General features: G+C 41.1%; 13 protein-coding genes. 4 read left to right on the forward strand and 9 right to left on the reverse strand.

Going from position 1 to position 13899, the window contains the following annotated elements:
• Positions 1-392 precede the first annotated feature (392 nt).
• From atpB to atpH, 4 genes are all read left to right on the forward strand, one after another.
• Complete coding sequence (gene atpB / locus LZG71_RS05555; RefSeq protein WP_233817839.1) at positions 393-1487, forward strand: F0F1 ATP synthase subunit A; 1095 nt, start codon at positions 393-395, stop codon at positions 1485-1487.
• A gap of 47 nt (positions 1488-1534) precedes the next feature.
• Positions 1535-1798, forward strand: a complete 264-nt coding sequence (atpE, locus tag LZG71_RS05560; RefSeq protein WP_031525687.1) for an ATP synthase F0 subunit C — start codon at positions 1535-1537, stop codon at positions 1796-1798.
• Positions 1799-1981: 183 nt separating this feature from the next.
• Positions 1982-2476, forward strand: coding sequence for a F0F1 ATP synthase subunit B (gene atpF, locus LZG71_RS05565; RefSeq protein ID WP_233817841.1), 495 nt, complete (start codon positions 1982-1984; stop codon positions 2474-2476).
• A gap of 60 nt (positions 2477-2536) precedes the next feature.
• On the forward strand, positions 2537-3073 hold the full coding sequence (atpH, locus tag LZG71_RS05570) for an ATP synthase F1 subunit delta (protein WP_233817843.1): 537 nt from the start codon (positions 2537-2539) through the stop codon (positions 3071-3073).
• A gap of 83 nt (positions 3074-3156) precedes the next feature.
• Here atpH and LZG71_RS05575 read toward each other — a convergent pair whose 3' ends face one another.
• The 9 genes from LZG71_RS05575 to LZG71_RS05615 all read right to left on the reverse strand — a co-directional run bounded on the left by LZG71_RS05575 (position 3157) and on the right by LZG71_RS05615 (position 13860).
• A complete protein-coding gene (locus LZG71_RS05575; RefSeq protein ID WP_233817845.1) occupies positions 3157-4044 on the reverse strand; it encodes a sugar phosphate isomerase/epimerase in 888 nt (295 codons plus the stop codon).
• A 34-nt stretch (positions 4045-4078) separates the two neighbouring features.
• Positions 4079-5764 (reverse strand): alpha/beta hydrolase-fold protein, encoded by a 1686-nt coding sequence (locus LZG71_RS05580; protein ID WP_233817847.1) that lies wholly within the window; start codon positions 5762-5764, stop codon positions 4079-4081.
• A 164-nt stretch (positions 5765-5928) separates the two neighbouring features.
• Entirely contained in the window at positions 5929-7185 is a 1257-nt protein-coding gene (locus LZG71_RS05585; RefSeq protein WP_233817849.1) for an OmpA family protein, read from the reverse strand.
• 176 nt (positions 7186-7361) lie between these two features.
• Positions 7362-9902 carry an ATP-dependent Clp protease ATP-binding subunit gene (locus tag LZG71_RS05590; protein WP_233817851.1) on the reverse strand — a complete coding sequence of 847 codons (2541 nt, stop codon included), beginning with the start codon at positions 9900-9902 and terminating at the stop codon, positions 7362-7364.
• A 66-nt stretch (positions 9903-9968) separates the two neighbouring features.
• Positions 9969-10625 (reverse strand): WbqC family protein, encoded by a 657-nt coding sequence (locus LZG71_RS05595; RefSeq protein WP_233817853.1) that lies wholly within the window; start codon positions 10623-10625, stop codon positions 9969-9971.
• Positions 10626-10730: 105 nt separating this feature from the next.
• The gene (locus LZG71_RS05600; RefSeq protein ID WP_233817855.1) at positions 10731-11357 is read right to left on the reverse strand and encodes an L-threonylcarbamoyladenylate synthase; all 627 of its coding nucleotides are present in this window, start codon (positions 11355-11357) and stop codon (positions 10731-10733) included.
• A 17-nt stretch (positions 11358-11374) separates the two neighbouring features.
• Positions 11375-12382 (reverse strand): glycosyltransferase, encoded by a 1008-nt coding sequence (locus tag LZG71_RS05605; RefSeq protein ID WP_233817857.1) that lies wholly within the window; start codon positions 12380-12382, stop codon positions 11375-11377.
• Positions 12383-12503: 121 nt separating this feature from the next.
• The gene (locus LZG71_RS05610) at positions 12504-13427 is read right to left on the reverse strand and encodes a YihY/virulence factor BrkB family protein (RefSeq protein ID WP_233817859.1); all 924 of its coding nucleotides are present in this window, start codon (positions 13425-13427) and stop codon (positions 12504-12506) included.
• A gap of 19 nt (positions 13428-13446) precedes the next feature.
• Entirely contained in the window at positions 13447-13860 is a 414-nt protein-coding gene (locus tag LZG71_RS05615; RefSeq protein ID WP_233817861.1) for a thioesterase family protein, read from the reverse strand.
• Positions 13861-13899 lie beyond the last annotated feature (39 nt).

Consider the following 13899-nt stretch of genomic DNA (forward strand, 5'->3'; position numbering starts at 1 on the left):
CCGCAATCATGTTTCGCAGCACACTGGCTACCATTATCCTTGGAATTGTATTATTCCTTGCTCAGCATTTCAAGTTCGATTCTTATATTCACCCGGATATCTGGTACATACTCGCTTTCTTTTTTGGCTTGTCGTTTCTTATCCACCGTCTCATGGAATTCGGCTTAAGAAACAATCGTGAAAAATTTGTCACATTTTACCTTTCTACCATTGTTGGGAGGCTTATACTGAGCCTCGTCTTCATAGCGCTGTTTTTATATAGAGGGCTAACTGATTCATTTCTATTTGTTATAAACTTTTTTGCACTCTATTTATTTTATACATGCTTTGAAATATATGGTTTGTATTGTAACTTGCGCCGCGATTGACAAAGCATAGTATTTCAAGCATTTATGTATACGCATTTCAGACTGTTAATATCCACTGCCCTTGTAGCGGCAACCTGCTTTTTTTCTGTTCCGGCGTATGCCGATGAACCTGCCCAACACGAGCCTAACAAGGTGACTGAAGGCATCAATCAGGCAGAGCACAAAATTGAACATAATCTGGAAGAGTCAGAGGCAAAGTTCAACATTGGAGAGATGATCATGCACCACATTGCAGATTCTCATGAGTGGGAATTTACACACGGTGTTACAATTCCACTCCCTGTTATTCTTTATTCTGCTGATCGCGGTATTGAAGTATTCTCTTCTTCCAATTTCCACAACGATCATCATGAATACAACGGATACCATTTGGTACACGGAGATTCAGAGAAAATAGTACCGGTTGACGAATCTCGAGTAGTGTACGATTTTTCAATCACGAAAAACGTGGCTTCGATGTTGCTGAGTGCTTTCATTCTGGTATTCATTTTTGTTAGCATCGGTAAGTCATATCAAAATAATAAAGGAAAAGCGCCGAAAGGATTCCAGTCTGCAATGGAAGTGATTATACTTTTCATTCGTGACGACGTGGTTAAACCTAACGTTGGCCCGAAATACGAAAAATACCTACCTTACCTGCTGACTTTGTTTTTCTTCATTCTTGTCAATAACATTTTAGGTCTGCTTCCTGGTGGAGCCAACCTGACAGGAAATATTGCGGTGACAATGACACTTGCGGTTCTGACATTTATTGTTACGCACCTTAAAGCAAACGGACATTACTACAAACACCTTGTTAAGCCTGACGGCGTACCTGTTCCATTGTTGCTTATCATGATCCCTGTTGAGATTGTGGGTGTATTCATGAAGCCTTTCTCTCTGATGGTACGTTTGTTTGCCAACATGACAGCGGGTCACATTATCCTTCTGAGTCTTTTTGGTCTGATCTTCATATTCCAAAGTTTCATGATTGCCCCTGTAATATCGCTTTTTGCCTTGTTCCTCAACTTCATTGAGATCATGGTAGCCTTTATTCAGGCATTTATCTTTACCCTTTTATCGTCCATGTACATCGGTAGCGCTATTGAAGAACATAGCCATGCTGACCACGGACATTGATCTGAATCTCTTTTTTATTAATTATATATTTTAAAACAAAAACAATTATGTTGCTTCAAATCTTACTTCAGGCTGCAGAACAAAGTGGTGCAGGTCTAGCTGTTTTCGGTGCTGCTATCGGTGCTGGTCTTGCTGCTATTGGTGCTGGTCTTGGTATCGGTAAAATCGGTGGAAGCGCAGTAGAAGGTATCGCACGTCAGCCAGAAGCTGCTGGTGCTATCCAGACTGCAATGCTTATCATCGCTGCACTTATCGAGGCGGTTGCATTGTTCGCAGCGGTAATCTGTCTGCTTATTTCTTTCAAGCTTTAGTAGAAAGCACTGCACGAAAGCCGAACTGGTTTTCACTTCTTTAATCGCATTAGGCGAAAGGAAGGCAAACAAAAAATTACCTGTGGGAGCATTAGGCTTCCACGGATTTTAATAACAAAAGAGGTCACTAATTATTCTGGCAACATCTGCCTTATATTTTACCACTAAAACTCATCTTATACTATGTCATTGCTTACTCCTAACCCAGGTCTTATTTTCTGGATGCTGGTGGTATTTTTGCTGGTTGTTTTCATCCTGGCAAAATTTGCGTGGAAGCCTATCATCAAAGGCCTTAAAGACCGCGAAAATGAAATTCAAGGAGCATTGGATCTTGCTGAAAGAACCAGAGCTGAGATGATCCAACTGAAATCGGACAACGAGAAACTTATCGTAGAAGCCAACGCTGTACGTGACCGTATTCTTCGTGATGCCAAAGATGCTGCTGACCGCACCATTTTAGAGTCGAAAAATATTGCTGCTGTTGAGGCTCAGAAAATCATTGACAGTGCTCGTGAAACAATTCGTACAGAACAGCAGGTTGCCGTTTCTAAAATCCGCAAGGAGGTGGCTACGCTTTCACTGGAAATTGCAGAAAAAGTGTTGCACCGTGAATTGAAAGATAAAGAATCACAACAGGCGTTGATTGCCGAATTGGCAACATCTGCCCGTTTGAACTAATTTCTTATATCTTAATGGCTGTTTCAAAATAGCCGGATAATCTAATAAAATTCAATTACTATGTCTGTTAGTATAGTTGCATCCAGATACGCTAAATCACTGATTGAACTAGCAAAAGAGAAAAACGTATTGGAAGCAGTATTTGAGGATATGAAATTGTTCAAGGATACCGCAGATAAGAATCGTGGACTGATGCTGGCATTGAAAAGCCCGGTAGTACGTCACGAGAAAAAACTGGCGATCCTGAAAGCTCTTTTCGCTGATCGTGTAAATGCGGTTTCTTATGCCATTTTCACGATTATTACCAAGAAAAACCGTGAAGCAATTCTTGATGCAATTGCTGACGAATTTATAATCGCATACAACGAGTTTAAAGGTGTTCAAAAGGCAACTGTAGTTACTACTGTTCCTTTGACTGACGAACTTCGTACGCAATTCAGCAATATTGTTGCTTCTGCTACTGGAAAAACGATTGAACTTGAAGAAAAAGTAGATGCCAATCTGATTGGTGGATACGTACTTCGTGTTAATGATCGCCAGATAGATGCTTCTCTGAGAAGCAGGCTCAATGAGCTAAAACTTCAACTTGCTGATTAATATTTTTTTTATCTGCATAATGTGGAAAGACCCGGCTGCAATGCGGCCGGGTCTTCTTTTTTGTCCAATCTACTAGTCCAATCCTAAACCTTCATAGCTTTAACATTTTTATAACTTGTCGCGATTGCGTCAAAGACAGGTCTTTTAGAAACATCCTGCTCAACAAAGAAGTTGGTTAAACCAGCAGTCTTTCTAGCAGCAAAAATCTTCTTGAAATCAATAGATCCCGTTCCAACTTCGGCAAAAGATTTGTCCGATTTATCCATATCCTTCACATGCCAAAGAGGGAAACGTCCAGGATACTGTTTAAATAAATCAACCGGATCCAGCCCTGCTTTCACGATCCAGTATAGATCAAGTTCAAGCTTAACCAGCTTCGGATCTGTTTTCCCCGCTACATAATCGTAGGGCATTTCTCCGTCCAGTTTCAAAAATTCAAAATCGTGATTGTGGTAAGCAAATTGGAGCCCTGCCTTTTTAGCCGTCTCACCAGCCTTATTAAACAGGTCTACATATTTTTTGTAATCTTCGATCGACTTTCTTTCACCTGGTGTCAGGTAAGCGCAAACTACATATTTATGACCCAGTTCCGCTGCATCATTAACTGCACGCTCCCAATCGTTGCTCAAGGTACCTTTGGTGGTCTTATTCTCCACCCCTGCGCCATAGTGTCCACTCACTGGTTTAAGACCGTACTGAGCTAAAATTGCTTTAAACTCCTTAGCTGTCTTGCCAAAGAACTTCCCGTCGTTGTATCCAAACAATTCAACCTCCTTGTACCCAATTTCCGAGACCTTTTTCAAAGTGCCCTCCAGATCCTTGCTGATAGCATCGCGTAAAGTGTATAGTTGAATCCCTATCTTGGAAGCAGACGGCATGTTCAGGTCAAACTTTGACAGAAGCGGAGTAGCCAATGCGAAAGCACTTGCCTTAATAAACGATTTCCGGGAAATCTTTTCGTTGACGTTCATTGTATAAAATATAAAAGTAATATGATAATTGTGCTTATTCAGTGACCGTCACCACGCCTGGTTGCAACACGCTTTCTTTCAGTTTTCCAGAGAGCTTCCAGAATTCGGAAAAATAGCCTTCTGCGACCACATTGCTGCTATTGCTTTTAAATAACAGTACATCTTTATAACCGGACAACTTCCGGTGCGCCACGGGAACAAAAGGAAATCCCTGATTTGCCGCACCTTCCCACCAGGGCAATCCGGAATTGACCGCTACATAACGATTTCCAATTGGAAAGATATACAACAAACCGTAATCTTTTGCAGCGACATTCAAATGTAATGGAAGTTTAGCTGCATGTTGCGCAATGATTGAGTTGGTTTCTTTGGTTCCAAACAGGATCAGATTCGATGTCTCAATATCCGACTTCCTAAGCTCCTTATCGGAAAGAACCATTGGAAAGAACAACACTCTGCCAAGAAACGGACCGCGGTTTTGAGACCAGTCGGCTGCCTTGTTAGCTATGCTCACTCTTCTAGCAAGTTCATCTGCAGCAGGGTTATCTAAGGTGCCGTACACGTATACCTGTCTCGATGAAAACGCATCATAAATTGGCCCTTCCGCACCCTTCCTTTTTTGAAGAATATCCTTACCAAATTCCTTACTGACAATTGCCCACTTATTGTTAGTCTTGCCAATTGAGACAGAACTATCCGTTTTGGTTTTTAAGCTAACTCCATCAATTTCAATACTCAGGTCCTCTCCTGCTTTAAATCTTGGATGACCAGCGAGATTTAAACTTAGAGACTCTAAATTTTTACTTTTAATAATAATAGAATTTTGTTTAGTAAAATTCGCGTCGATCTCTGCGAGCATTCCATAGCTTATTTTATCAAACTGCACCCAAAAAGCCTTGTTATATTTATATAGCTTACTTACGAATCTTACTTTGTTTGGAAATGGCTCCCGTACGGCCGGTCCGAACCATTCGAAAATGAATTCGTTATCGTAGGCATTTACCCAACTATCATGTTTCACATCCGCAAATTCTTTGTAAAAAACTTCCACTCCCATATCCTGCATGTCTGAAACCCATTTTCTTGTTCCCGCGACAGGAACAACCGGATCCGCATCACCATGGAAGAAATGAACCGGGAAATTCAACGCATTGATGGCAAGATCCATCGTACCGGCGGGTGGAGCAGGACAAACGGGAGCAATTGCAGCCCATATGTCAGGTCGGGTAAGTCCTAGCCAAAGCGTACCGCCGCCGCCCATCGACAAACCAGTTAAATAAACCCGATTTTCATCTATATTAAACCTCTTTTTAACGTCATCCAAAACATCATACACATCCTCTTCCGGGATGCCCTGATAGCCGGCCGTGCCACGTGCATAAGGTGAGGCAACAATGTACTCCACATCTTCCCAAGCCGGGAAATATCGGGTAGCTTCCGCATCCGTTTCTCCTTCTGCATTACTTTTCCCAAACACTCTTCTCAATGCAAGCCTATGGTTGGAGCCCGCCCCGTGAAGCATCATAACCAGCGGATATTTCTTCTGAGGATCATAGTTCTTTGGTAAATACAGTCCATAAGGTTGTTCCGTATCATCTGCATCGGAAAAGAAAGTTAAAACCTGCGGACCAGACTGTAATTGTTGCCCCGATGCCAGTTTTGGCAATAAGGCAATGATGGAAATAAGCAAAATGGAAAGTAATGGTTGATGGATTCTCATTTGTAGATATGGACAGATGTTGCTCTAAATTAAGATAAATTGAATTGAGATTATAAAAAATAAGCAATCAACTATGATTACAAGGTTTAATCTGTTTTATAAAGCCAACAAAAAAGGGCACGATCCAAAGACCGCACCCTTTCCTTCAATATCCAACAATTCGCTTACTTAGTCAATACTCTCACCGCTATTCTGCGATTTTGTGCTTTGCCTTCCTCTGTATCATTGCTCGCCACCGGATGCTCCTGACCATAGCCTTCCGCATCAAGTCTGCTTGCTTCTATACCTTCGGCAACGATAGCCGCTTTTACCGCGTCAGCTCTTTCTTTTGAAAGTTTCAAATTCAACGATGCGTCACCAGTGTTATCTGTGTATCCACCTACTTTCAAACTTACCTTTGGAAATGCTTTAAGGATCTCAGCAATATTTTTGGTTTGAGCCAATGATTCTGCACTTAGTTTGTTGCTACCAGTTTCAAAGTTGATACGATCGAAGTTAAACCACGTTGTTTTATCAACCGGAACATTTGAATCTTCAATGAAAGTTGCCAGTTTGTTCTCAATTCCAAATTCAGGAATATCAAGCTCAATTCCATTGGGTAATTTTCTTTTAAAGAATGTTCCCAGAGCATCCAGACCCGTGCTCACTTTACTTGCAGCAGAATCTACCATATCTGTTACCGCAAGACCTGCCGAATCCAGAGTCGCCTCGGTGCTCGCCACGGTTGTTTCATCTTTCTTACATGTTTTAAGAGCCCATACCAACGCAGCTGCGATAAGAGCAAGCAAAACCCACATCATCCATTTTGATGAGCCTTCCTCCTTTTCTACGGGAGCATTGTAAGTGACTTTCTTCGGTCCTTCCGAACCTTTAAAATCTCCAAGGTCAGCAAATTTAAGAATGCTGCCCATACCAGATGGCAGAGCGCCAAGTACTGCATCTTTCTGACTCATCAACAGGGAAGTGAAGCCAGATAAACCCATACCGGAAGATTTCACTTGATTACCAAGCAGACTCATTACCAATGGTGCTGCGAAGCCTAGCAACGAAGCCGCCGAAGACTTTTTGATACCTGACTGTGAGGAAACCACATCCGCTATTTCAGAAGTTTTGTTACCAAAAAGAACCGGAAGAAGTTTAGACCCTAGTGAAAACAAGTCCTGAGACTGTGTGCTATTACCAAGAATAGATGACAGTCCTCCCAGAATATCATTGCCTTCGGTTTCACGTGTAAGATCTAAAATCTCTCCTGCACCCACGGTAGTTAATGCTTTCTGCATAATACCTCCAAGAACGGAAGGTAAAATGCTTCCCAATGCAGCCTGTATCCCTGAGGAATTTTCACCAAGTAGTCCAGCTAGTTTTTCAACATTGGATTTTGTGATGTAGGTATTGGCAAGGTCTAGAATGTTAATTGACATAATAACTTAATTGGTTTGATTAATAAAGTGTGTAAAATCCTCTATTTGACGCAAAGTGCATTGAAAGTAACAGATCAAGTGCAAGTTATTTTAGCTCAGCCATTTAGATAAAAAAAGGGAAGAGGACAAATCCTGCGATCTGCCCTCTTCCCTTTTATAATATAACTCTTAACTATTTAAGCTAATTCCTCTTCTTTCTTCCGAACATTGATTGTCAGCTCTTCTGTATTTTCTTCATGATTCGCTACCAATACATCTCCCTCACGCAAATCACCTTTCAGAATTTCTTCTGCTACGGGATCTTCAAGGTATTTCTGGATGGCGCGGTTCAAAGGACGAGCTCCGTACTGTGGATCATATCCTTTCTCAGATAAGAAATCCTTCGCAGCAACCGTAAGCTCGATTTCGTAACCAAGACCTTTTACACGGTTGAACAGTTTGCCCAGTGAAATATCGATGATCTGGTGCAGGTCTTCTCTTTGAAGAGAATTGAACACAATCACATCGTCTAAACGGTTCAGGAACTCAGGAGAGAATGCTTTACGCAACGCACTTTGAATGGTTCCTTTCATGATGTCATCCAGATTCTCTGCTTTCGCTTTTGTAGAGAAACCAATTCCTGCTCCAAAATCTTTCAAATCACGTGCTCCGATGTTAGAAGTCATGATGATGATCGTATTACGGAAATCGACGCGACGACCTAAACCGTCAGTCAGGATACCATCATCCAAAACCTGTAACAAAATGTTAAAGACATCCGGATGCGCTTTTTCGATTTCATCAAGCAAAACAACGCTGTATGGTTTTCTGCGTATTTTTTCTGTCAGCTGGCCACCCTCTTCGTATCCAACATATCCCGGAGGAGCTCCAACCAAACGAGATACACTGAATTTCTCCATGTACTCACTCATGTCGATACGCACCAGAGAATCGTCCTTATCGAACAGATATGTAGACAATACTTTCGCAAGCTCGGTTTTACCTACACCAGTTGGTCCAAGGAAAATGAACGAGCCAATTGGCTTTTTAGGATCTTTCAATCCAACCCTGGTACGTTGAATTGCCTTTACAAGCTTTTCAATTGGTGGGTTCTGTCCGATAACTTTGCCTTTAAGTTCATCAGCCATGTTGAGCAATTTCTTGCCTTCGTCCATGGATACGTTTGTAACAGGAATACCCGTCATCATCGCAACCACTTCTGCAACATTGTGCTCAGTAACTGTATAGCGTTTTTGCTTGGTTTCTTCTTCCCAAGCCAATTTAGCGCGGTCAAGCTGATCGATCAATTTCTTTTCACGATCACGCAATTGTGCCGCTTCTTCGTATTTCTGACTTTTAACAACACGATTTTTCTCCTGTTTGATATTTTCAATCTGCTCTTCAAGCGAAAGGATATCCTCAGGAACCGTAATGTTGCTGATATGAACACGAGCACCAACTTCATCCAAAACGTCTATCGCTTTGTCTGGAAGGAATCTGTCAGTAATGTAGCGCTCAGAAAGTTTCACAGCTGTGCTGATCGACTCTGGAGTGTAATTTACGTGGTGATGCTCTTCGTATTTGTCCTTGATGTTTTCAAGAATCTGAATTGTTTCTTCAATTGAAGTAGCGTCAACCATTACCATCTGGAAACGACGTGCAAGCGCTCCGTCTTTCTCAATGTACTGACGATACTCATCCAGCGTAGTGGCACCGATACATTGAATCTCACCGCGTGAAAGTGCTGGTTTGAACATGTTTGAAGCATCCAGAGAACCGGAAGCACCACCTGCACCAACAATTGTATGAAGCTCATCAATGAAAAGGATCACGTCCGGAGATTTTTCCAATTCGTTCATTACCGCCTTCATACGCTCTTCAAACTGGCCACGGTATTTTGTACCGGCAACCAATGATGCAAGATCGAGTGTTACAACACGTTTACCAAAAAGCACTCGTGACACTTTCTTCTGAACGATCCTCAGAGCAAGACCTTCTGCAATTGCAGTTTTACCTACCCCTGGTTCTCCGATCAGAATCGGGTTATTTTTCTTGCGGCGGCTCAATATCTGGGCTACACGCTCTATTTCTTTTTCACGGCCTACAATAGGGTCAAGTTTTCCAACTTCCGCCATTTTTGTAAGATCACGACCAAAGTTATCCAATACAGGAGTACGGGATTTCTCCGCTCCCTTTGATTCTTTTCCTGAAGCTGAGCCACTTCCTCCACCGCCAAACATTCCGCCTCTTGCTTCGTCGTCTCCGTCCTCGGTTTCCGGCCCCATGTGTGGCCTCGTTCCTGATGATTGATATTCCAGCATTTCTTTAATGACCTCGTAATTAACGTTAAACTTATGTAAGATTTGGGTCCCTACATTATCCTCGTCACGTAAAATCGACAGAAGCAAATGTTCAGTTCCTATCAAAGGACTTTTGAATATTTTGGCTTCCAGGTAAGTAATTTTAAGTACTTTTTCCGACTGACGAGTCAAAGGAATATTTTGCAGGTTTTTAACATTATTGGTTGCAGCACCTTTGGTTGCCTGCTCAATGGTCTGTCGCACATCATCCAGGGAAACTCCCAGTTTCTTCAACAATCCAATTGCTACTCCATCGCCCTCACGTATCATTCCTAGTAATAAGTGTTCGGCACCGATGTAATCATGTCCAAGCCGTAGCGCTTCTTCCCGGCTCAGAGATATTACTTCTTTCACTCTATTCGAAAATTTTGCTTCCATTATGCAGCAATAAAAAAGTGTTTAATATTCTAAACGCTACTTGAACAATCTTTGTTCAAATGAGCTTCATTGTCTTTTGCAGGATCTTAACAAAACACTTCTTGCTTCGGGCCCCATATTGAAAATCAAATCAACAATGCTTAAGTTACTCACAAAATCATTCCCGAAGGTTTGGTAATAGGGCTCCGGGGTGTAATATTTAAAAATATCCCCGCTTTTTTTATTATTTATTTGAGAAATCTCATCAATAACGTTGTTTTGAGCATTTTCCGTACCTGACAAATTGTACGTCACCCTGTCCTTTATCCCTACCAATCTAAGACAAATTGTCAATAAATCATAATTCAGATCAATCAAAAAATCGTATTTCTTTTCAAAAACACTGATCAGTTCGGGAGCATAATACTCGTAAAAAGGAGATTTTCCGTAAGCCGATTGAAAACAACCAATATGCCGTCTGGTCCAATCCTGGCTATGATCTATTCTTACGTCTCTGGTTAAACCGTTATTCTCGATCTTAACGGGCACCGTAAGTATATCCACTTTATTAGCGGTTAAAACCATGCATCTATTCCTGAAAGTTTGCTTTACATAACGCTCCTCAACATCAATATATATATGATCATAAGAAAGTATGCAGGCAAAATAATCCAGACAGGGAAAGTATTGCAGTTCCAGGCGTGCCTCCCGGCAACTCGCTTCATTTACAGATAATTCCGGCACTATCAAATATGGGAAAGGGGTGTGATATTATCAAAAAAATAATAATAAATATTTTGCATGTATTTTATTATACAAAATCAACTTCATTAAGTCCAAAATAAAACCTTACAGGAACAGAGAAGTATCTCCAAGCCCCTCTCTGATGATTTCAAAATCATCACCATCGGCCCGGATAATGGTGGAACCCATGTTACCACCGTATCCACCATCAATGATCATATCCACCTGATGCTGGAATTTTTCAAAAATCAATTCGGGATCGGTAGAATATTCAATCACCTCATCGTCATCTTTGATCGACGTGGTCACAATTGGATTACCCAGTTCTTTCACCATTAAACGGGGAATGAGGTTATCCGGCACACGAATACCCACCGTTTTTTTATTGGTGTTCAAGAGTTTCGGAACACTGCTTGTTGCATCCAAAATGAAGGTATATGGACCAGGCAATACTTTTTTCATCAACTTAAACGCTGAATTCCCAACTCTTGCAAAATCAGCAATGTGGCTCAGATCGTAGCAAATAAATGAAAAATCGTTTTTCTGAGGTTTGATCCCTTTAATCCGTGCTATTTTTTCCACTGCACGGGAATTATAAATATCGCAACCCAGACCGTAAACGGTATCGGTTGGATAAATGACAAGTCCTCCATCACGAAGGCAATCAACTACCTGACGTATTCTTCTTTCGTCAGGATTTTCAGGATATATTCTAATGAAGTCGGCAGGCATAACGAAAATTAGGTTTTTTAATTAACAATATCAAAAGCCAAATCCTTCCTCCTGCTGAAAAATTTATAGATATTATTAATGTAAAATCTGTAAAAAACGTTGACGGGAACATGAAGACGGCATAAAAAAACAACCATTTCAGTCTGCCAACCAGGGTTTTCTATATAATTAAGCAACTTTCTAAATTTAACCGCCAATTCAAACTCCTGAGCATAGAGGCACTTTCTGATACAGGTACGAATTCTTTTTGCCAAAAGATCAAATTCTTCCTGATCCCGGTTCAAATCATAAGCTTTGTTACACACTATATAATAAGATGCCAATATCCCGCTGCCTTTTTGATAGACCTGAGTCCGCAAAGAACCAGGCGTGTCTCTTTTCAGTGTAAGAACCTCATCCACGTAAAAATATTTATACTTCACTGCCGAACGTATCCAGAAATCGAAGTCTTCAAAATTCAATGATTCATCGTACCCTCCTATTTTCCGAAGTGCTTCTGTGCGCATCATCATCGTAGGCGTACAGATGAAGTACTTTTCAAGTACCTTTTTGTAAACATCACCACTTGGCACTTTTCCCACTGCCTTTCCTGCATCGTTTACATGGTAGTGGTATTGCAATGGTTTGCTTTCTACATCTATATATCTTCCATTGGAAAATACAACCGCATATTCTTCGGAACACTTTTCAAAAGCTTCAACCTGCTTCTCAATTCTCTCTGGCAAAAAAACGTCATCGCCCGACAAGTCGATCACGTACTTTCCCTTAGCCAGTGCCAATCCCTGGTTAAATGCCTTACAAAGCCCTTTGTTGAAAAGATTTTTTACAAGAATAAAATCGGGAGAATTTGTCTGCAATCTCTCAATAATATGCAGGGTATCGTCAGAGCTTGCGTTGTCAATTACAATAAGCTGGATATTGCCATATTGCTGAGCAAATACAGATCTCAAACATTCTTCAATAAAGTTTTGGTGATTAAAGGCAGTAACAATTACAGTCACCAAAGGTTGCTCTCGATGTTTCATTACTTTTAAAACCCCATTTTATTTTTTCAGAACGCTGATATATACGAAAGCTATAACCCAAAGTCACAAAATTCAGGGACAAAACCACAGTATAAAACGGATAGTTATTAATCGGTAAAATTCAACCTTTCAGATTACTCACCCTTCTTTTCGCAGTGTCGATACTTGCGTTGATCTCGAAGCCCAAAATGATCAGAAATGCAAGCAGATAATACCAGATCATGAGGGCGATCATGGTACCTATGGATCCATATAGCTTGTTGTAGGAGCTGAATTTGGAGAGGTAAAAAGAGAATGCGTAGGTAGCAACCAATATCAAAATAGAAGCAACAATGGAACCCGGATTGATAAAGGCATAACGTTTTCCATGGCTTGGAGCGAACCTGTAAACCAGAGAGATCGCTAACATTAAAGCACTGAAACTGATCAGATAACGGGTAATATTCAGAGTAAAAACAACCCAATCATCCTGAAAAATATGCCAGTCACTCAACAGTTTCATCGCAGCATCACCGACTATAAGCATCAAAACGGCTAAGAATAGAACAATGATTAACAGCAAAGTAAGCAGTATGGCAATGCCGCGGGTTTTCAGAAATCCGCGGGTTTCTTCGTCCTCAAATACCATATCGAATGCCTGCATGAGCGACATCATTCCATTGGTAGAAGCAAACAATGTAAATATGAAACCGAAAGACAATACATCCCGACGCGGCCTGCTGAGAATGTCCATGATGGTGACGTTCGCATCTTCATAAATCCCTTGCGGCATCACTTCCCGGAGCATCACCATAATTTCCTTGTCCAAATCCGCAATCGGAATGTAGGGGATTAATGTAAAAAGGAAAATGACTGCTGGAAACGAAGCGAGTGTCAAACTATATGCGACACCAGAAGCTCTCTGATCTATGTCGAATTTCCGGTTACTGTGAACAACGTTGAGCAGAATGTCATAAAGCGACACCGTTCCACGAAACAAATTATTTCTCTGAAGCCAGATCACAAGTTGTCTAACATGGCGGTTTCTCAACAGTTTTTCGAGCATAGATCGGATAATTAAGTTACTACTTCAAAAAATAAGGTTTTAATTTTTCGAGCAGATTGTCCGGAGCCATGCAAAGCTTCGCATTATCGGTACGTTGAAAAACGAGCGTGGTCTCGCCGGTATTCAATAAAATATTATCCTGATTCCTTATCTCATATTGAAAAACCACCCTCACACCAGGAAGTTGGTTCAGAATAACCTTAATACTAAGCACGTCGTCGTATCGTGCGGGTTTCAAATAACGCGACCGGTTCTCATACACCGGCATCATTACACCTTCATCTTCCATTGCCTTATAATGAAAGTCTATACTGCGTAATGCTTCCACCCTGCCAATTTCATAATAACGCGCATAATTGCCATAATACACATAACCCATCTGGTCGGTATCGGCATAGCGGACTCTTATTCCTTTTACTTCGTAGATAAACATTTTATTATCTGATATTGCGTAAACAAAAAAGCCGGATCA

Source organism: Dyadobacter sp. CY312, assembly GCF_021390535.1.
In the GTDB taxonomy this organism is placed as follows: Bacteria; Bacteroidota; Bacteroidia; order Cytophagales; family Spirosomataceae; genus Dyadobacter.

Bases quoted from the DNA above. Each gene is read 5' to 3' on its own strand.
- LZG71_RS05585 (WP_233817849.1), bottom strand. From the start codon at position 7,185: ATGTCAATTAACATTCTAGACCTTGCCAATACCTACATCACAAAATCC.
- atpH (WP_233817843.1), top strand. From the start codon at position 2,537: ATGTCTGTTAGTATAGTTGCATCCAGATACGCTAAATCACTGATTGAA.
- atpB (WP_233817839.1), top strand. From the start codon at position 393: ATGTATACGCATTTCAGACTGTTAATATCCACTGCCCTTGTAGCGGCA.
- LZG71_RS05600 (WP_233817855.1), bottom strand. From the start codon at position 11,357: ATGCCTGCCGACTTCATTAGAATATATCCTGAAAATCCTGACGAAAGA.
- atpF (WP_233817841.1), top strand. From the start codon at position 1,982: ATGTCATTGCTTACTCCTAACCCAGGTCTTATTTTCTGGATGCTGGTG.
- LZG71_RS05610 (WP_233817859.1), bottom strand. From the start codon at position 13,427: ATGCTCGAAAAACTGTTGAGAAACCGCCATGTTAGACAACTTGTGATC.
- LZG71_RS05605 (WP_233817857.1), bottom strand. From the start codon at position 12,382: ATGAAACATCGAGAGCAACCTTTGGTGACTGTAATTGTTACTGCCTTT.
- LZG71_RS05615 (WP_233817861.1), bottom strand. From the start codon at position 13,860: ATGTTTATCTACGAAGTAAAAGGAATAAGAGTCCGCTATGCCGATACC.
- LZG71_RS05590 (WP_233817851.1), bottom strand. From the start codon at position 9,902: ATGGAAGCAAAATTTTCGAATAGAGTGAAAGAAGTAATATCTCTGAGC.
- LZG71_RS05575 (WP_233817845.1), bottom strand. From the start codon at position 4,044: ATGAACGTCAACGAAAAGATTTCCCGGAAATCGTTTATTAAGGCAAGT.
- LZG71_RS05580 (WP_233817847.1), bottom strand. From the start codon at position 5,764: ATGAGAATCCATCAACCATTACTTTCCATTTTGCTTATTTCCATCATT.
- atpE (WP_031525687.1), top strand. From the start codon at position 1,535: ATGTTGCTTCAAATCTTACTTCAGGCTGCAGAACAAAGTGGTGCAGGT.